Source organism: Chitinophaga flava, from assembly GCF_003308995.1.
Taxonomy (GTDB): Bacteria; Bacteroidota; Bacteroidia; order Chitinophagales; family Chitinophagaceae; genus Chitinophaga; species Chitinophaga flava.
In genome coordinates this window covers 436,975-460,091 of record NZ_QFFJ01000001.1, presented here as the reverse complement: position 1 = coordinate 460,091, position 23,117 = coordinate 436,975, and the positions used below count along the sequence as shown (strand labels likewise).

Annotated in this window: 1 protein-coding gene; it reads left to right on the top strand. The window is 47.4% G+C overall.

Translation table 11 applies throughout. The features are described from left to right. The first annotated feature begins 17 nt into the window (after positions 1 to 17). Complete coding sequence (locus tag DF182_RS01650; RefSeq protein ID WP_113613951.1) at positions 18 to 23,045, top strand: non-ribosomal peptide synthase/polyketide synthase; 23,028 nt, start codon at positions 18 to 20, stop codon at positions 23,043 to 23,045. The last annotated feature ends 72 nt before the right edge of the window (positions 23,046 to 23,117 follow it).

Genomic DNA, 23,117 nt, shown 5'->3' with positions numbered 1-23,117 from the left:
TCATTAAACCATTTTATATGTCTGATTTAAATCTGGCCCATATATTAAGATTATTAAAGGAAGGAGAAGAAGCTGGTATAAATATTTCTCTTGTTGATGATGAACTGAGAGTGCACATAGCAGAGGAGAAGGAGATAGATGAACAATATCTGAAACAGTTAAGAGATAATAAATCCCATATAATAGAATTTTTTAAAAGTCATGGGTTGAAGAAGGAAGGTATCGCTGAAATAAACAGCATACCATCCTATAACAGAAATATTATTGCCCGGATTCCGCTGTCATACGGACAAGAACGTTTGTGGTTCATTGATCGGCTTGAAGGAAGTGTTCATTATCATGTGCCGGTGGTATTAAAGCTGAAGGGGGAAATAAACCGGGACGCTTTGCAATATGCGCTGCAAAATATCATCAATCGGCATGAAGTACTGAGAACAGTTGTGCGGGAAGAAGATGGAATTGCTTATCAGCATATCCTTCCGCCGGATAACTGGCAACTGCTCAATATCAATAACCCAGGAGACAATCAGCAGGCAACCATTACCCATTTCCTTAACCAGCCTTTTAATCTTTCTGTAGATCATATGCTGCGTGCAGGATTAATGAGCCTTACGGCAGATAATCATATACTGGCACTGACGATGCACCATATTGCGTCTGATGGCTGGTCAGATACCGTGATTGTAAAAGAGCTGGTTGAGTTTTACAGCGCTTATACGGAAGGTCGCACTCCTTCATTATCTCCATTGCCCATACAATACGCGGACTATGCTATCTGGCAAAGAGAATATATCTCCGGAAAAGTATTGGCTGAACTGCAACAATACTGGGAAAAGAAACTGTCGGGCCTCGAACCACTGAACCTGTCAACTGACTACGCCAGACCTGCTGTACAAAGTACCAATGGCGCCGTATTTGACCTGGTATTGGACCAGGGGCTTACCACAGCTGCCAACCGTTTGAGTCAACAGCAAGGGACTACTTTGTTCATGGTCTTGTTATCAGTATTAAAAGTGCTACTGTATCGGTACAGCGGGCAGGAAGATATTTGTGTAGGTACCCCTGTTGCGGGCAGAAGGCGAAGAGAGATTGAATCGCTGGTTGGCTTTTTTATCAATACACTGGCAATACGCAGTAGCCTGGATCGTGATACCACCTTCGCCGCTTTGTTGCAACAGGTAAGAAATACAGTGTTGGAAGGATTTGATCATCAGGATCTGCCTTTTGAAAAAGTAGTGGATGCGGTGGTGAAAGAGCGAAATAACGGCATCCATCCTTTGTTTCAGGTGATGTTTGTATTCCAGAACGGAAAGAAAACGAATAGTATTACGCTGGGGGATGTATCGTTAATCCCGGAAAGACCGGAGCACCATACTTCCAAGTTTGATCTCACCTTTACGATTGTAGAAGAAAAAGAGCGATTGTCGCTGACAGTGGAATATTGTACCGACCTGTATCAGGAAGATACTATCCGCCGCATGGCCACTCATTATGAACAATTACTCCGGTCTGCTGTATCGAAACCGGAAGGGAAGATAGATGCGCTTCCGATGCTGGTGCCGGAAGAGGAGAACCTGTTGCTGAATGTTTTCAGTGGTAACGCTGCCGGCTATCCGAAAGATAAAACAATTGTAGACCTGTTTGAAGCGCAGGTAGCTCAAAGACCGGATGCAGTGGCGGTGGTATATGAAGATCAGCAGCTGACATACCGGCAATTGAATGAACGTGCCAATCAGATCGGGCATGTACTGCGTAGTAAAGGAGTAAGAGAAGACACACTGGTGCCGGTTTGTATCAACAGAAGCCTGGAGATGATAACCGGTATGCTGGGTGTTCTGAAGGCGGGAGCTGCCTATGTGCCAATAGATCCGCTTTACCCGGAAGATCGTATCCGTTATATGCTGGAGGATACCAAAGCAGCCGTGGTGATCAGCAACAGCAATAGTAGTATGGTTTGTAAAACGGTAGCCGGTATTGAAACAGTCATAGAACTGGATACCGATCAGGAGCTGATCAGTGCGCAGCCAGTGCACGCAGTGGAGTCTGTCAGAAGTGCAAACCATGCTGCTTACGTGATATATACGTCCGGCTCCACCGGCCGTCCTAAAGGTGTGGTGATTGAACATGTGAATGTGGTCCGTTTGTTTGAAACAGATATGCCCCTGTACGATTTCAATGAGAACGATGTATGGAGCATGTTCCACTCTTTTTGTTTTGACTTTTCTGTCTGGGAGATGTATGGCGCATTGTTCTATGGTGGCCGGCTGGTAGTGGTGCCCAGGGAAGCAACACAGGATACTACACTGTTTGCGAAGCTACTGTTGGAACAGCGGGTGACTGTACTGAATCAAACGCCATCTGCTTTTTATGTGTTACAGGATTATCTCACTGCGCATACCGATACTGTGTTTGTGCGGTATGTTATATTTGGAGGGGAGGCACTTAACCCGGCCAGAACTAAAGCCTGGAAAGGCGCTTATCCGGCCTGTCGCCTGATTAATATGTATGGTATTACAGAAACTACCGTGCATGTTACCTATCAGGAATTGGAGGCCGCACACCTGGACAGTAGCACCAGCGTGATAGGAAAGCCTATTCCCACATTGTATGCTTATGTATTGAATAGCAGCAGGCTGCTGGCGCCGGTAGGTGTTCCGGGCGAACTGTATATAGGTGGTGCGGGGCTGGCAAGGGAATATCTAAACTTACCCGTATTAAGTGCAGAGCGGTTTATTACAAATCCTTTTGTTGCCGGTGAACGCCTGTATAAGACAGGAGACCTGGCACGCTGGCTGCCGGATGGAACCCTGGAATACCTGGGTCGTATAGACGATCAGGTGAAGATCCGCGGTTTCCGTATAGAGCTGGGCGAGATAGAGAACGTATTACAGCAAAGCGGCCTGGTAAGCAGCAGTGTGGTGATAGCACAAACAGATGTCACCGGTAATAAACGACTCATCGGTTATGTGGTGCCTATTGGCACGTTTGATAAAGACGCGGTACAATCATGGCTGAAAGCCCATCTGCCGGAATATATGGTGCCGGCCATATGGGTGCCGCTGGAAGAAATTCCGTTGACATCCAACGGGAAGGTTAACAAAAAGGCTTTACCCAATCCAGACCCGGGCAGTATGGCCCGTGCGGAGTTTGTGGCGCCACGTAATGAGTCAGAAGTGCGGCTGGCCGCCATATGGCAGGAGTTGCTGGGCGTAGAACGGGTAGGGATACACGATAATTTCTTTGAGCTGGGAGGCGACTCTATCCGTGTGATTCGTGTAGTCAGCAAAATATCCCAGGTGTTTGACAAACAGGTACGGGTGTTTGATGTATATCGTGCCAATACTATACAGGATTTGGCTGTTCTACTCGACAAACAAGACGTTGATAGTGATCACAAAACAACGTTGTACAAAGCCTCAGTAGCAGCATTGGAATTACTCAGAGATACCCTTTTGCCGCAATTGCCAGACGCTGGACTGATAGAAGACATTTACCCGATGAGTGATATTGAACGTGGGATGGTATATGCTTCCATGTTGAATGCAGGTGATGCGCTTTATCACGATCAATTTGTAGGCAGGATTCCCCGGGAGTTCGACGCGGCCTTGCTGACAAAGGCATTCAACTTACTCACCAACAGGCATAGTATACTAAGAACGGCCTTCCGCCTGGATATGGATACACAGGATATGCAGGTGGTGTACAAGTCGGTGGATATAACAGTGGATTATTTTGATATTCCTCAGGAAGATCAGAAAGATATAAAAAATATTATCCAGGGTTATCTTGAAGAAGAGCGGAAGAAACCATTTGTATTTGACAAGGCTCCGTTGTGGCGTGTTGCATTATTCGGACTGGATACTTTTAATATAATGGTATTTCAGTTTCATCATGCTATTCTGGATGGATGGAGTGTGGCCTCTCTCAATACTGAATTATTCCAGCTTTGCAAACGTCTGTTATCTGAACAGGAGCCGGTAATATTGTCACCCTTAAAAAGCTCCTACAAGGATTTTATCCTTGAAAGTATGGTGTCCGGAAATGACAATAGCAGTGCTGCTTTCTGGAAACAGGAGTTGGATGGTTACAAGCGCCTGGACATTTTCTCAAAAGAGAATGGTTACTATACCTTCAATCGCAGGTATGGGAATGATTTTCTGCTTCAGCTGAAAGAAAAAACAAAACAGGATAATATCTCCCTGAAAGCCCTTTTCTTAGGTGCTTACCTGTTCTCATTAAACATGCTTACCTATGAAGAGGAGCTGACAATAGGACTGGTTACCAATAACAGACCGGTACAGGAAGATGGTGATAAGCTGCTGGGATGTTTTCTGAATACGATTCCTTTCAGGTTTGAAACAGAGAAACGGGTGACCACCTGGAAAATGTATTTTGAAAATATTGAAGAGAAACTAATACAGCTCAAAGAGCACGACAGGCTCAGTCTTTCTGAAATAGCCAAAGTCACGAAAGAATCTGCTGCAGATAAAAATCCATTCTTTGATGCCATGTTCAACTTTGTAAACTTCCACGTTTATGAAGCCCTGGATAAAAATATACTGGATGGCAGCGCATATGAGACAGGCGTGGAGGCCGGTACCCTGGATGGATATGAACTAACCAATACCTTCCTTGATTGTACCATAAGTCTGACTGCCGATGTTTTTTCTGTTAGCTATACGCTCAGAAGGGCATTAAAATCAGGCAAAACGCCGGAGGAGCTGGAAGCTTACTTTAACAGTGTGCTGATGCACTATCTGGAACACTATAACATATCTGTTGCTGAAAGCAGGATATTGTCTGTGCAAGAGGAAGCACATCTGTTGCAGATAGCAGCAGGACCTTCTGCAGACTATCCGCAGCAGGAAACACTGGTCAGCCTCTTCGCAGAACAGGTGCTGAGAACACCGGATGCTGTGGCTGTCATGTATGAAGAGGCAGCATTTACCTATCGTGAGCTGGATGAGCGCAGTAATCAGTTAGGTCACTACCTGAGAAAGCTGGGGGTAAAGGCTGATACACTGGTGCCGGTATGTATAGACCGTTCACTGGATATGATGGTGGCATTGCTGGGGATATTAAAAGCCGGTGGCGCTTATGTGCCTGTAGATCCAACCTATCCGGCAGCGCGCATCAGCTTTACACTTAAAGATACGGCTGCAAAAATACTGATATGCAGTTCGGCGCTGGCCCCCAGGATGGATGGGTTAGCAGATGACGTGTATATGTTGACGTTAGATGCTCATCAGGATGTTATTACACAGGAGCCGGTAAAAGCCCTGGATATTGATATCCATCCGGACAACCTGGCTTATGTGATCTATACTTCCGGCTCTACAGGAACACCTAAAGGAGTTATGAATGCTCACCGCGGAATCGTTAACCGCTTGTTATGGACACAGGATTATTTTGGGCTGGACACCAGCGATGTGGTATTGCAGAAGACCACTTTCTGTTTTGATGTTTCTGTCTGGGAGCTGTTTTGGCCATTGATAACCGGGGCAAGGCTGGTATTTGCACAGCCGGGAGGTGAGAAAGACGGAGCTTATTTAAGTCGTACTATAGAGCGCTACGGGGTAACTACGATACATTTTGTACCCTCTATGCTGCAGGCTTTCACAGAGAACCTGACCGCCGGCGCTTGTGCCGGATTACGCCGGGTACTTTGCAGCGGGGAGGCATTACAGGCCGGGCATATCAGGAGTTACCGGAGCAAACTGAAGGCACCGTTGTATAACCTTTACGGACCTACGGAGGCAGCAATAGATGTAAGTTGCTGGCATGCGGCAGACGAGATACCGGTAACAGAACTTGTGCCGATAGGCCGTCCGGTGGCCAACACCAGACTATATATCCTGGATGCTGCCGGTAATCTGGCGCCAGCCGGTGTGGCAGGAGAACTGCATATCGGCGGCGTACAGGTAGCACGCGGCTACCTGAACCGGGAAGAACTGACCGCACAACGCTTTATAAACAGCCCTTTCCGGACAAACGAACGAATGTATAAAACGGGTGACCTCGCCCGCTGGCTACCAGATGCCAATATAGAATACCTGGGCCGCATTGATGAACAGGTAAAGATCCGCGGTTATCGTATAGAACTGGGAGAAATAGAAAATGTATTACAACAAAGCGGACTGGTAAAACAGGTTGTGGTGCTCGCAAAGCCCGACAGCACGGGCAATAGGCAACTGGTGGGGTACGTTGTTCCCGAACAGACATTTAGTAAGGAACAGGTAGTGCAGTATCTTGGAAAGCGTCTTCCCGAATATATGGTGCCGGCATTATGGGTAGTCCTGGAAACATTGCCATTAACTGCTAATGGTAAAGCTGACAGGAAAAACCTGCCCGATCCGGAGCTGAACATCGCTACAACAGAATATGTGGCGCCACGCAATGAAACAGAACAACTGCTGGCAGATATCTGGCAGCAGCTATTGGGAATATCACTGGTAGGCATATACGATAACTTTTTCGAACTGGGAGGCCATTCTCTTTTAGGAATGCGGATAGTGGCTGCTTTACGCCAGCGGAAAGGGATTGAGTTATCTATAAAGGATTTGTTTTCTTATCCTGATATCGCAGGTTTGGCCGGGTTTATCCGTACAGATGACAGCAGTACCGGATTGCCCGCCGTTACGGTAGCAGAAAGACCGGCAAGAATTCCGCTTTCATACAGTCAGGAAAGGTTGTGGTTTATCGATCAGCTGGAAGGCAGCTTGCCATACCATATTCCGGCAGTACTGCGACTGAAAGGCCGTTTACATCGTAAAGCCCTGGCTGATGCACTCGCCGCTATTGTAAGCCGTCATGAAATATTGCGGACCGTCATCCGGGCGGAAGATGGACAGCCCTACCAGCAGGTACTGGAGGCGGGTTTATGGCAGTTGCAAATAGTAACAGATTATGACAACAGCCTGCAGGAATACATTCATTCATTGATAAAGGCGCCATTTGATCTGTCTGCAGATCATATGTTGCGTGCGCATTTAATTGCGCTGAATGAAGATGACTATGTACTCGTTGTTACGCAACACCATATTGCTTCGGACGCCTGGTCTGCGAGTATTATTGTTCAGGAGCTGGTAGCATTGTACAGCGCATACGCGGAAGAACACGCACCTGCACTGCCGGCATTGCCGTTGCAATACGCAGACTATGCCATCTGGCAACGTACCTATTTATCAGGTGTGCTGGATAAAAAAATGGAATACTGGAAGGATAAGCTGTCAGGTGTGAGTACACTGCAACTGCCTGTGGATTATCCGCGCCAGCTGGTGCAGCATAGTGAAGGGGCTGAGGTGACCCTCAGCATAAATACTGAGTTGACAGAAGAGTTGAAACGGCTGTCGCAGCAACAGGGTACTACTTTGTTTATGACGATGCTGGCGGCATTCAAAGTATTGCTGTACCGTTATACGCATCAAACTGATGTCTGCGTAGGTACTTCCACAGGCGCCCGCCCATACCGGGAGCTGGAAGGACTGATCGGTTTCTTTGTAAATACACTTGCGCTGCGTAGTGATCTGAATGATAATCCTTCCTTTATATCCCTGTTACAGCAGGTGAAAACCACCACACTGGGGGCTTATGAGCATCAGGAGGTGCCGTTTGAAAAGATCGTGGAAGCAGTGGTGAAAGACAGAGATGCCAGCAGAAGTCCGCTGTTTCAGGCGATGTTTGTAATGCAGAATACACCGGATGTGCCGGAACTGCATTTGGATGAAGTGGTATTATCCGGAGAACCATCCGGAGTTGAATCTGCGAGATTTGATATTACCTTTTTTGCGGAAGAAAAAGAAGGTGGCCTGGAACTCAGTATTGTTTACCGGAGCCAGTTATTCAGTGAAGATCGTATCTGCCGCATGGCAGGGCATTATGAGCAGTTGTTGCAGGCAGTGGTGCGCAACCCTTCACAACACATAGATCATTTGCCATTATTAACAACAGCAGAGCAATACTCGCTGCAAATACTCACAGGTAAGCAGGTGCCTTATGCACCGGACCAAACCATCGTAGACATGTTTGCGGCTGTGGTAGCCCGTACGCCACAAGCTACTGCACTGGTGTTTGAGGGCAAGACACTGAGCTACCAGGAACTGGATCAACGTTCAGACAGGTTAGCTGCTTATCTGCATCATCACGGCGTAGGTGCGAATACGTTAGTACCGCTGTTTATAGAACGCTCCGCCGATATGGTAGTTGGCATCCTGGGCATTCTGAAGGCTGGTGGCGCTTATGTGCCTGTTGAACAGGATTACCCGCAGGAGCGGATCAGTTATATCTTAAAAGATACTGCCGCTTCGGTTATTGTCAGCAGCAGTACCTGCCGGGGTCTGTTGCCTGCCACTACAGCACAGGTGATTGCTCTCGATGAAAATCTGCCGGTAGAGGCAATATCGTCTCTTCCCCGTCCATCTGCTAAGCAGTTGTTGTACGTGATTTATACTTCCGGCAGTACCGGTGCGCCTAAAGGTGTAATGGTTACGCATCGCAACCTGGCAGATTACCTGGCCGGTTTGCAGGCGGCTGTTCCAATAACGGAATGCCAATCTTTTGCTTTACTGACAGGCATCGCCACCGATCTGGGCAATACCGTGTTATATGGTTCCCTGGCAGGTGGTGGTGAATTGCACCTGTTTTCCAAGGCCTTTATCAATGACAGTGAAAAACTGCATACTTATTTTGAATCACATCGGATAGATTGTATCAAGGTAGTGCCTTCCTACTGGAAAGCAGTATCGGCTCCGGATAGGTTATTGTTACCAGAGAAGCTGCTGATATTTGGAGGCGAAGCATTGGAAACAGCCGTGGTGGATAGTATCAGAGCTACCGGTAATGGACGTACGATTGTTAATCACTATGGACCCACGGAAACGACTATAGGAAAATTATTGCATGTCGTGAATGACCATGCTGACTATGGTACACATATTCCTATAGGAACACCTTTCTCCAATACCCGTGTTTATGTACTGAGTCCTGCGATGGAACTGTGTCCTGCAGGGATTCCGGGAGAGTTATACATTGGCGGTGATGGTGTGGCTGCCGGTTACCTGCATAATGAAACCCTCACTGCGCAAAGGTTTATCGATGATCCTTTCCAGGAAGGAGCTAAACTATACCGCACGGGAGATATTGTGAAATACGCTCCGGATGGCAATATCCTGTTTATTGGCCGTGGAGATGATCAGGTGAAGATCCGTGGTTACCGGGTAGAGTTAGGGGAGATAGAACGTACGCTGAATGCCTATGGAACGGTAGAACAGGGCGTAGTGATAGTAAGGGGAGATGCTAAAACGCTGGTGGGTTACGTTACCGTTACCGCTGCTTTTGATAAAGAAGATCTGCTGTCTCATTTAAAGACACAATTACCGGATTACATGGTGCCGGCACAGCTGGTAGTGATGGAGCAATTTCCGCTGCTGAACAACGGAAAGATTGACCGTCGTGCTTTGCCTGACCCGGAAGCAGCTGGGGTGGCTACCAGTACTTATGCGGCGCCGGTTACAGCCCTGGAGACAGCGCTTGCGGGTATCTGGTCGCTGTTGCTGGAAGTACCACAGGTAGGGCTACACGACGACTTCTTTGCACTGGGTGGACACTCACTGCTGGCCATCCGCCTCATCTCGGCGATGCGTAAACAGCTGTCAGTGGAAGTAACGATCGCCGATGTCTTTGACTATCCTACCATCAGCCAGTTGGCTGTGCAGTTAGATCAGCGTTCGGGTAATGTATTGATGCCGGCGATAACCCGCCAGGAAAGGCCTCGCCGTATTCCGCTTTCGTATAGCCAGGAACGTTTGTGGTTCATTGATCAGCTGGAAGGAAGTATACAGTATCATATTCCCTCTGTGCTGCGGTTAACCGGGCAATTAAACCGGGAGGCACTGGCGGCTGCTTTGCAGGAGCTGGTAAACCGTCATGAGGTGTTGCGGACCGTGATTGCTGAAGAAGATGGTATGGCCTATCAACGTATACTTGATGCGAATCAATGGCAATTAATCATAACAGATGATCCAAAATACGGCAGCCCCGCTGCTTTACAGGACCATATTCAATCATTGATAACTACACCATTCGATTTGTCAGCTGACCACATGTTAAGGGCACATCTGATAGTGTTGGGAGAAGAGGAATCTGTGCTGGTGGTAGTTCTTCACCACATTGCTTCTGATGCCTGGTCTACCGGTATTATTGTGCGTGAGCTGATCATGTTGTATGATGTGTTTACCGGTGTACATTCCACTGCGCCTGCTCCGTTGCTGTTGCAATATGCTGATTATGCTATCTGGCAAAGGGCCTATCTGACAGGGGACTTGCTGGGAAAAAAACTGGAATACTGGAAGAATAAACTAACGGGCGTAGGTACGTTGCAGTTACCTGTGGATTATGTAAGACCAGCAACATCACAAATGCGTGCGGCTGTCAGCTCATTTACACTGGACGCTTCGTTGTCTGCCCGTATAAAAACATTTTCACTTGAGCGCGGGATCACGCCATTTATGACCTTGCTGGCGGTATTGAAAATACTGTTACATCGTTATAGCGACCAGGATGATATTTGTGTGGGTACTCCGGTTGCAGGCAGGATGCAGGAAGAAACGGAAGGGCTGTTAGGGTTCTTTATTAATACCCTCGCACTGCGCAGTAGTCTGGCTGGTAATCCTTCATTTGCGGGCTTTCTGCAACAGATCAAGGAAATGACATTGGGTGCCTATGAGCACCAGGATGTGCCTTTTGAAAAAGTAGTGGAAGCTGTAGTAAAAGAGCGGGATACAAGCCGTAGCCCATTGTTTCAGGTACTGTTCTCTTTACAGAATGCGCCTGAAGTGCCGGCACTTCGCTTAGGTGAAGTAACACTTACCCCGGAACCGGGTAGTCTGGGTGCGGCGCAGTTCGACCTGATTGTTTCTGTTGAGGAAAACAAAGGACAGCTGAACGGTAGTTTTGTATACAGCGCAGATCTGTTCCATGCAGACACTATAGACCGCATGATGGCTCATTTTAGAGCCTTGCTGGAAGCAGCCGTAACATCTCCCGATAAAAAAATCGGTTCATTGAATATGCTGCAGCCGGCAGAAACAATCCTCTTGCAGAAAGTCTTCAATGATACGATGACAGTACAGCCGGAAGGTACGATGGTAGCGCTCTTTGCACAACAGGCTGCCCAAACTCCGCCAGCTGCTGCTGTTATCTTTGATACTACAACACTTACCTATAAAGAGCTCGATGAACGGTCTGGTCAACTGGCGCGCTATCTGCAAGGGAAGGGTGTCAAAAAAGGAACGTTGCTACCTATCTGTGTAATGCCTTCTGTGGAAATGATTGTCGGTATCCTCGGTATCATGAAAGCTGGCGCCGCTTATGTGCCGATAGATCCGGAGTTTCCGCCGCAGCGTATTCAATATATACTGGAAGATACTGGTGCCGGAATAGTGTTGAGCAGTAGTACTTGTAAACAGGTATTGCCAGCATTAGCTACCGGAGTAATATTGCTGGATGAGGATTGGCAACATATCAGTGGATACAGGGCAGGTAATATGGCTCATAACAATGCCCCATCTTCCTCTGACCTGGCTTATGTTATCTATACTTCCGGCAGTACAGGTAAACCTAAAGGAGTGATGATATCGCATGGTAGTCTGTTGAACTATCTGTTAAACAGTAAAACGCGGTATATCAATGATGATAGTAATGCATCGGGAAGTTATATACATCTTACCTATACCTTCGATGCATCTCTCACAGCGATGTTTATGCCGTTAATTGCCGGTAAAAAAATCGTTATCGGAGAGAAACGTGCTGGTGAAATATTTGAAGATCCTCAACTGTGGAAACATGCACCTTATGATTTTATCAAATTAACACCGGCGCATATGCCACTGCTGGAAGTGTCTATGGGCAATCGTCCGGGTGTATATCTGACTAACAGACTGGTATTAGGTGGTGAGGCACTGCAATGGGCACATTTCCGGTACTTGTCGGAACATGCGCCGGATGTGGAAATCATTAACGAATACGGACCTACGGAGGCAACGGTGGGTTGCAGTACCTACCGGATCTATGCAAAAGGAGACGGGGAAGTACACACCAAAAGTATCTCCATCGGAAAACCGATAGACAATGTACAGTTATACATCACCGACAGGTATAACGGAAGAGCGCCTGTAGGAGTAGCGGGTGAAATATGTATCGCAGGGGCGGGCCTGGCAGAAGGTTACCTGAACCGGCCGGAACTGACGGCCGAAAAATTTGTGGCCGATCCATTTAGTACGGTAGCTGGTGCCAGGATGTACCGCACCGGAGACCTGGGCAGATGGTTGCCTGATGGTAATCTCGAATACCTGGGTAGAAAAGATGATCAGGTAAAGGTACGTGGTTACCGTATTGAATTGGGAGAAATAGAAAGCATTTTACAATCCTGTGCACTGGTAGATCAATGTGTTGTGCTGGCTAAGGCAGATACGGCCGATGGGCATGCTCCTCAATCGTATAGCAGGCTGGTGGCCTATATCCTACCTCATGAATCCTTTGACAGAGAAGGTATTCTTTCATGGCTGGAAATGCATCTCCCTGCGTATATGGTTCCTGCTGCACTGGTCGAGATAGATCAGGTGCCATTAACTGCCAACGGGAAAGTGGATAAACAGGCATTGTTACTATTGGATGAAGGAACTGTTCCGGTAAATGCATACACTGCTCCCCGCAATGAGCAGGAACAACTGCTGGCTGATATCTGGAAACGCCTGCTGGAATTACCGCAGGTAGGTGTGTATGATAACTTCTTTGTGCTGGGTGGACACTCTTTGCTGGTAGTGAGGTTGATGTCTGCCATAAAGAAAACAATGCAGGTGGAAATTCAGATAGGGGAAATATTTGAGCATCCAACCATTGCGGCACTCGCACAGCTGCTGGAAGGACGTACTACTGTATCTTCTTCGGTTGCGTTGGTAAGTGTGGAAAGGCCATCCCATATCCCGCTTTCGTATAGCCAGGAACGTTTGTGGTTCATTGATCAGCTGGAAGGTAGTACACACTACCATATTCCTGCTGTGTTAAAATTAGACGGTGACCTGAACGTTGCAGGGCTGGCCCATGCATTACGTACCATTGTAAACCGCCATGAGGTGCTGCGTACGGTGATAGCACAGGAAAATAATACCGCTTATCAACGTATACTGGATAAGGACCAATGGAATTTGGAAGTGATAAATGAACCGCTGTATAAAACAGATGATACCGCCTTGCAGCAATTCATAACAACGCTGATCAGCACACCATTTAATTTGTCATCGGATCATATGCTGCGGGCACATCTGATTGTGCTCGGTGAACAGGAGTATATCCTTGCAATCGTGCTGCATCATATCGCATCTGATGGATGGTCTACCGGTATTATCGTAAGAGAATTGATGGAGCTGTATAGCGCTTATACATATACACGTGAGCCTCAGTTACCCGAATTAGCTATTCAATATGCCGACTATGCCATCTGGCAGCGTAAATATTTGTCTGGAGCTGTATTGGAGAAACAGTTGGACTACTGGAAAAATAAGCTGACTGGTGTTACGGCGTTGGAACTGCCCACAGATTATACAAGGCCGGTGCTACAAAGTACCCGTGGCAATATATTCAGCTTCCAGGTAGATGGTGCATTAAGTTCCGGGTTACGTAAGTTATCTCTGGAACAGGATACTACCTTGTTTATGACCTTACTGGCTGCGTTTAAGGTATGTTTGTCCCGTTACAGCGGACAGGCGGATATCTGTGTAGGTACACCATCGGCGGGCCGTACGCGTGAAGAAGCAGAAGGACTCATTGGCTTTTTTATCAACACACTGGCATTACGTAACCATGTAGATAAAACAGCTTCCTTTATCAGCTTCCTGAAACAGGTAAAGGAAAACACGGTAGAAGCTTACGCGCACCAGGAAATACCTTTTGAAAAAGTGGTGGAAGCTGTGGTAAAAGAACGGGATATCAGCAGAACGCCCTTATTCCAGGTAATGTTCGAACTGCAAAACATCCCGCAAACTCCCAGACTTAAACTGGGTAATGTGACATTGTCTGAAGGCCCTGCAGAACATACCACTTCCAAATTTGACCTGACTTTTGCATTGAGAGAAACACCGGATGGGCTGGAAGGGCATATAGAGTATTGTGCAGACCTGTTTGCTGCTGATACAATAGACCGTATGCAAACGCATTTTAAGCGACTGCTGCAGGCTGTTGTACAAAACCCCGGACAGCGCATAGATGATCTTGAAATGCTGGATACCATTGAAAAACAACTGGTACTGGAAACGTTTAATGCTACCGCGTACGACTATCCGAAAACACAGCTTATCACCGATCTGTTTGAAGCGCGGGTATCGCAAATGCCGGATGCAATAGCATTGGTGTTGGGCGATCAGCAGCTTACCTACCGTGAGCTGGATGAAAGGTCTGATCAACTGGCGCATTATCTGCAGGGGCAGGGCCTTACTGCCGGAAACCTGGTACCGTTATGTACCAGCCGTTCTTTCGAAATGATGATCGGTATGCTGGGCATTCTGAAGGCGGGTGGCGCCTATGTTCCTGTTGATCCTGAATATCCTGCTGAAAGAATTGGTCTTATCCTCCGTGATTGCGGCGAAGAGGGGCTGGTGGTAACAACAGGTGAACATAAACACCTGATAGCCGGTGTTAACAATAACAAACAGTTGATCTGCATAGATCAACTGCAGGAAGTGCTGCAACATCAACCTAAAACAAAGGTATCCAGTATAACATCTCCAGAAGATCTGGCATATATCATTTATACTTCCGGTTCTACCGGAAAGCCCAAAGGAGTGATGGTTCCGCATAGTGCTGTGGTTAATATGATTCACAGCCGTAGCAGGCAGTTTGGTATAACATCGGATGATAAATTGTTACAGTTCTATAACTATTGTTTTGATGCGGCTGCCGAACAGATTTACCTGGCTTTGGCAAGCGGGGCAACACTGGTGTTGATTGCTGATGAAATACGGTTGGATAAACAGCTGTTTACGCAACTGCTGGAACAGGAAGGTATCACACACCTGGATGTAACCCCGGGCTTCCTCGCAACCCTTACGCCTGGTAAGTATGGTCGTTTAAAACGGGTAGTATCGGGTGGAGAAGCCTGTTCGCCTCAACTGGCGGGCAGCTGGGCCACATATATTGACTTTTATAACGCTTACGGGCCTACGGAAACAACCGTTACCGCCACAGGGTATTTATTCACCAGGGATTATAAACTGACCGATATTGTGCCGATAGGCAAACCATTGGATAATGTAAAAGCTTATATCCTGGACGATAGTGGACATGTGTTGCCGGTAGGTGTTCCGGGAGAGTTGTATTTAGGCGGTGTGCAGGTGGCAAAGGGATATCTGAATATGCCTCATCTTACAGCGGAAAAGTTTGTGATCGATCCATTCAATGATTCTCCTGCAAAATTATACAGGACAGGAGATCTGTGTAAATGGTTGCCGGATGGCAATATCGTGTATCTCGGCAGAAAGGATGAACAGGTGAAGGTGCGTGGATATCGTATTGAACTTGGAGAAATAGAAAGTGTGTTACTCGAAACCGGTCTGGTAAAACAAGGCGTGGTTATAGCGGACCATCAACAAGGCCGTGCGGATAAACGCCTGATCGCATATGTTGTGCCGGAAGGTATTTTCGACAAGGAAGCGATATTCGCCGGTTTGCAGAGTAAGTTACCCGATTATATGGTCCCTGCTGTTGTGGTGGAACTGGCATCATTGCCATTGACCTCAAATGGGAAAATCGATAAGAAGGCATTGCCTGTAATTGAGGCTGATACGCTGTCAGAAGGTTATGTGGCGCCCCGGAATGAAATGGAACAGATGATTGCGGACGTATGGCAGGAAGTATTGGGAATCCCCCGTGTAGGCATACATGATAATTTCTTTGTGCTGGGAGGACATTCGTTGTTAGGAATGCGTGTAATTGCAGCATTGGGGCCTGAAGCAGGGATTTCTGTTAAATCATTGTTCCTGCATCCTACTGTTGCCGGGCTGGCGGCGGCTGCCCGTGTGGTCGATAGCCTGCCTTCGGTATCGGCGGTTGCCCCGGAAGACAGACCCGTTCATATCCCGCTTTCGTATAGCCAGGAACGTTTGTGGTTTATCGATCAGCTGGAAGGCAGCGTGCAGTATCATATACCAGCTGTACTAAGGTTGAAAGGAAACCTGAACCGTCAGGCCCTGGCCTATGCTTTACAGGAGATCGTAAACCGGCATGAGGTGCTGCGTACCTTTATACGGCTGGAAGATGGCAGTCCTTATCAGCAGATACAGGAAGCCGGCCACTGGCAGTTAAATGAAGTAGCTGGCGAGGCATATGCTGACGTGGAAGTACTGCATGAATATGTCCGGTCATTGATAGAGACGCCGTTTGATATGTCCGCAGATCATATGCTGCGTGCGCATTTGGTGATGCTGAATGAAGATGAATATGTGCTGGTAGTAATACTGCATCATATTGCTTCGGATGCCTGGTCTACTGGTATTATTGTACGTGAACTGGTAGAGTTATACGGTGCGTATATAGGGTCCCGTGCTGCAGCGCTTCATCCGCTGTCGTTGCAGTATGCGGATTATTCTATCTGGCAACGGAAACACTTATCGGGTGCCGTATTGGGTAAGAAGCTGGATTACTGGAAAGATAAGCTTACCGGGGTGGCTACCTTGCAACTGCCGGCAGATTATGTGCGTCCGGCCATACAAAGTAATAAGGGGGCAAACATACGATGCCAGGTGGATAGGGTAGTGGCTGATGAGTTAAAACGGTTATCGCAGCAACAGGGTACTACCTTGTTCATGACTATGCTGGCGGTATTCAAGGTATTACTGTACCGTTACAGTAATCAAACAGATGTTTGTGTGGGTACATCTACTGCAGCCCGCCCGTACCGCGAGCTGGAAGGATTGATAGGGTTCTTTGTAAATACACTCGCCCTGCGCAGTGATCTGAGTGATAATCCTTCCTTTATATCCCTGTTACAGCAGGTGAAAACCACTACAGTAGATGCTTATGCACATCAGGAGGTGCCGCTGGAGAAGATAGTGGAAGCCGTGGTGAAAGACAGGGATGCCAGCAGGAGTCCGTTGTTCCAGGTGATGTTTGTGATGCAGAATGCGCCGGATGTTCCGGAGCTGTATCTGGAGGATGTGGTTTTATCTGGTGAAGATTTTGAACACCATACTGCAAAATTCGATATTACCTTTTTTATAGCTGAGCAGGAAGATGGTCTGGAACTCAGTATTGTTTACCGGAGCCAGTTGTTCAGTGAAGACCGTATCCGCCGTATGGCAGGTCATTTTGAGCAGTTGTTGCAGGCAGTGGTGCGTAACCCTTCACAACAGATAGATCACCTGACCCTGTTAACAGCTGCAGAGCAACAGCCGCTGCAGATACTCACTGGCAAGAAGGTTCCTTATGCCACGGATCAAACCATCGTAGACATGTTTGCGGCTGCGGTAGCCCGTACGCCACAAGCTGCTGCATTGGTGTTTGAAGGCAGGACACTGAGCTACCAGGAACTGGATGAACGTTCTGATCGCTTAGCCGCTTATCTGCATCATCACGGCGTAGGTGCCAATACGTTAGTACCGCTGTTTATAGAACGCGGCTCCGATATGGTAGTTGGCATCCTGGGTATCCTAAAGGCAGGAGGTGCTTATGTACCTATTGAACAGGACTACCCGCAGGAGCGGATTAGTTATATCTTAAAAGATACAGCTGCTACAATTATTGTAAGCAGTAATGCTTGCCACGGCCTGTTGCCCGCCACTACAGCACAAGTGGTTATACTCGATGAAGATCTGCCGGTTGAAACAATACCATCTCTTCCTCGTCCATCGGCTGAGCAACTGTTATATGTGATTTATACCTCCGGTAGCACCGGCGCGCCTAAAGGAGTAATGGTTACGCATCGTAACCTGGCAGATTATCTGGCCGGTTTACAGGCGGCTGTACCGATAGCTGGTTGCCAATCTTTTGCTTTACTGACAGGCATCGCCACCGATCTGGGCAATACGGTGTTATATGGCTCCCTGGCTGGCGGCGGCAAGCTGCACCTGTTTTCCAAGGCCTTTATCAATGACAGTGAAAAACTGCATGCTTATTTTGAATCGCATCGGATAGATTGTATCAAGGTAGTGCCTTCCTACTGGAAAGCGGTATCGGCTCCGGATAGGTTACTGTTACCAGAGAAGCTGCTGATATTTGGAGGCGAAGCATTGGAAACAGCCGTGGTGGATAGTATCCGTGCTACCGGCAACGGACGTACGATTGTTAACCACTATGGACCAACGGAAACGACTATAGGAAAATTATTGCATGTAGTAAATGATTATGCTGCCTATGGTACGCACATTCCGATAGGAACACCTTTCTCCAATACCCGTGTTTATGTACTGAGCCCTGCGATGGAATTATGTCCTGCAGGGGTGCCGGGAGAGTTATACATTGGTGGTGATGGTGTGGCTGCCGGTTACCTGCATAATGAAACCCTCACAGCGCAACGGTTTATCGATGATCCTTTCCAGGAAGGAGCTAAACTATACCGCACAGGAGATATTGTGAGATACGCTCCGGATGGCAATATCCTGTTTATTGGCCGTGGAGATGATCAGGTAAAGATCCGTGGTTACCGGGTAGAGTTAGGGGAGATAGAACGTACGCTGAATGCCTATGGAACGGTAGAACAGGGCGTAGTGATAGTAAGGGGAGATGCTAAAACGCTGGTGGGTTATGTTACAGTTACAGACACTTTTGATAAAGAAGACCTGCTGTCTCATTTAAAGACACAATTACCGGATTACATGGTGCCGGCACAGCTGGTAGTGATGGAGCAATTCCCGTTGCTAAACAACGGAAAGATTGACCGTCGTGCTTTGCCTGATCCGGAAACAGCCGGTGTGGCTGCCAGCACCTATGCGGCGCCGGTTACAGCACTGGAGACGGCGCTTGCCGGTATCTGGTCGCTGTTGCTGGAAGTACCACAGGTAGGGCTACACGACGACTTCTTTGCACTGGGTGGACACTCACTGCTGGCCATCCGCCTCATCTCGGCGATGCGTAAACAGCTGTCAGTGGAGGTAACGATCGCCGATGTCTTTGACTATCCTACCATCAGTCAGTTGGCAGTACAGCTGGGCCAGCGCTCAGACAGCACCGTCATGCCGGCAGTCATACCGGAGAAAAGGCCGGATCATATCCCGCTTTCGTATAGTCAGGAGCGTTTGTGGTTTATTGATCAGCTGGAAGGCACTGTTCCCTATCATATACCTGCCGTGTTAAACCTGAAAGGTCATTTAAACAGCGACGCCCTGGAATATGCGCTGAGAACAATTGTCAACCGCCATGAAGTACTGCGGACAGTCATCGTACAGGAAGAGGGTGTGCCTTTCCAGGAAGTGAAACCCCTTGACCAGTGGAAGCTGGTAATAACAGATCATTCGCAGCATCGGGACAATACTGTAGCATTAACGGCATACATTAAAACATTAACCTCGGCTCCGTTTAATTTGTCAACAGATCATAAACTGAGAGCGCAGTTGATTGTATTGGGAGAAGAAGAGCATGTGCTGGTGGTTACACTGCACCATATTGCTTCTGATGGCTGGTCTACCGGTATTATTGTGCGTGAGCTGATGGAGCTGTATAGTGCCTTTACAGAAGCACGACTTGCGCAATTGGTCGAGTTGCCTGTACAATATGCTGATTATGCCATCTGGCAACGGAAATATCTCTCAGGTACAGTACTGGATAAAAAACTGGATTACTGGAAAAGGAAGCTGGCAGATACGGCTATATTGCCATTGCCTTACGATCGGCCGCGTACAGCTACCACCACCAAACGGGGCGCCAGCAGGAGCTTCTTCCTGGGCCTGGATCTGCAGGAGCAGTTGAAAGCGCTGTCACAGCAACAGGGTGTGACCATGTATATGACCTTGTTGACAGCCCTGAAGGTATTGTTGTATCGTTATACCGGCGAGGAAGACATCTGTATCGGCAGTCCCACCGCCGGAAGAACCCAGCAGGAAATAGAAGGGCTGATTGGCTTTTTTATTAATACGCTGGCGCTGCGGAGTGAGCTGAAGGATGATCTTTCGTTTGTTACACTGTTACATCAGGTGAAACAAACTACTCTGGAAGCCTATGCTCATCAGGAAGTGCCCTTTGAAAAAGTGGTGGAAGCTGTTGTAACTACCCGTGATCTCACCCGTCATCCTTTATTCCAGGTAATGTTTGTGTGGCAGAATACACCTGACGCGCCTGCACTCAGGTTGGGAGAGGTGGAGTTGTCATCCATGCATCTGGAACATCCGGTTGCACAGCTGGACCTGACATTCTCCATGCGGGAAAGTGAAGAAGGGTTGTACGGTAATATCGAATATTTTGCAGACCTGTTCAGTGAAGATACAATCGCACAGCTGATTTCACACTACGAAGCATTGTTGCGGGCGGTAGTCCGATCTGCGGAAGAACGTATCAGCACGTTGAGGTTATTGAGTAAAGAAGAAGAGCACATATTGCTGACAACATTTAATGCTCATGTTGATATTTATCCGGAAGATAAAACGATCAATGCTTTGTTTGCTGAACAAGCAGCTCTTTATCCGGGAGTGCCCGCAGTGGTAGCAGGAGGACAAACGCTTACCTATAATGAATTGGAGCAACGCTCCAATCAGCTGGCACATTACCTGCAACATATCGGTGTAACCAGCGAAACATATGTGGGCATATGTATAGAAAGATCAGTGGAGATGATTGTGAGTATCCTGGGTATCCTGAAGGCAGGAGCCGCTTATGTTCCTGTAGATCCGGACTATCCGGAAGAAAGGATCAGCTACATGCTCTCAGATACAGGTGCGAAGATCGTATTAAGCAGTCGTGCCAGCAAACACGCAGTGGAGAACATCGCTGGTATTATCATCCTGTTGGATGAAGGCAGGATAGCAGATTTTCCTGTTACTGCGCCTGTCCATACTGTACCATCTACGGCAGCAGCGTATGTGATTTTTACTTCCGGTTCTACAGGCAAGCCCAAAGGCGTGATCGCCAGACATCGTGGTGTAGTAAATCTGATACACTGCCAGAGTAAAGCATTCCATATCATGCCGGAAGAAAGAGTATTGATGACATCGGATTATTGTTTCGATGCCTCTGTGGAACAGCTGTTTTTTGCCTTGTTAAATGGTGGAACGCTGGTGCTGCCAGATAAAGAAATACTGGCTGATATGAGGCTGTTTGAACAGTTTTTAGATGAACAGCGTATATCACATCTGGAAGCGTCTCCTGGCCTGATCTCCAATATTACAGCCGGCAAGTACAGTGCATTAAAACGGATTCTGTCAGGAGGGGAGGCGTGTCGTAGTGAACTGGCTGAACGATGGAGCAACTATGTTGATTTCTATAACATCTATGGTCCAACAGAAGCTTCTATCTCTGCATTGATTTATCAATACACGGCAAACAGATCATATCCAACAGGAGCGTTACCTATAGGCAAACCCCTGGCTAATGTGAGGGTTTATATTCTGGATAATGACGGTCATCCCGTACCGGTTGGCGTGAAAGGAGAACTGTACATCGGTGGCGCTGGTGTTACAGCTGGTTATCTGAACAACCCGGAATTAACGGCTGCCAGGTTTATCAACGATCCGTTTACAAATGAGCCCGGAGCAAAAATGTATCGCAGTGGTGATACGGGCAAATGGTTGCCTGATGGCAATATCCTGTATCTCGGCCGTGTAGATGAACAGGTAAAAGTACGGGGCTACCGTATAGAACTGGGTGAAATAGAACGGGTGTTGCAGCGGAGTAATCTGGTAAAACAGGCCGTGGTCATATTACGAACAGCTGCGGGAGGAGATAAACAACTGCTGGGTTATGTAGTGCCTGAAGGTATTTTTAACCGGGAAGAGCTGCTGGCTTACCTGAGGACTTTGTTGCCGGCATATATGATACCGTTGCTCATAGAGCTGGAAAGTCTGCCACTGACGGTCAATGGCAAGGTGGACAAGAAAAAACTACCTGCTCCTACAGGAGCTGTATTGTCTCAGCATAGTTATACAGCGCCGCGGAATGATACAGAGCAGGGACTTGCAGACATATGGAGTACATTACTGGATATAGAACGGGTAGGGATAAACGATAATTTCTTTGAATTGGGAGGGCACTCGCTGAAAACAATGTCAGCAATCGCGAAGATCAACAAACACTTCCAAACCACATTGTCCCCGGCTGATATATTCAGATATCCGGTTTTGAAGGATCTCGCAGCAGTTCTGTTGACGCGTGAGCAGGATGATCTCCTGGTTTCCAGACATGTTGCTTTATTGAATTCCAGCATGGAAAAAGGGGTGATGATGTTCCCGCCTGCTTATGCCCAGGGTATTGTTTATGGCGGATTGGCCCGGTCAGTCGCATCTCATTCCATGTATAGCTTTGGTTATATTGATGATGCTGACAGGTTAAAGAAATATGTGGATCTGATTACCCGGTTACAGAAAACTGGTCCGTATATTCTGATGGGATATTCTATTGGTGGAAACCTCGCATTTGAAGTAGCGAAAGCACTAACAGCCGCCGGATATCATGTATCTGCGCTGATATTGATTGATTCGGTAAGAATCATACGCAAGGCAGAAGATGAAGGAATCAGCAAGGAAGAACTGGAAAAGATAATGACAGATGTATTGACACAACAGTTATCAGGTGTGGAAGAAGAACTGAAGGCCGGAATGGTGGATGAAGCATATGCTTATTCACAGTATCATAACCGTATGGTAAACGATGGTATTATAGATGCAGACATTTACCTGTTGAAAAGCGGGGAAAAGAGAGCAGATGCGGTTTATCGCTGGGATGATGCTACAACCGGAACCTTGCGTATTTACGAAGGTCTTGGTAAACACGAAAAGATGATTACGGAACCGGAGAACCTGGAGCTCAATGCTGCTATTATCAAAGGGATACTGGAGCAATTAAGTAAGTGCTGATCAAATCGTCTCCAATCAGGATAAAAACGAAAAAGCCTTACAGCGTTGTGTTGTAAGGCTTTTTCGTTTCTC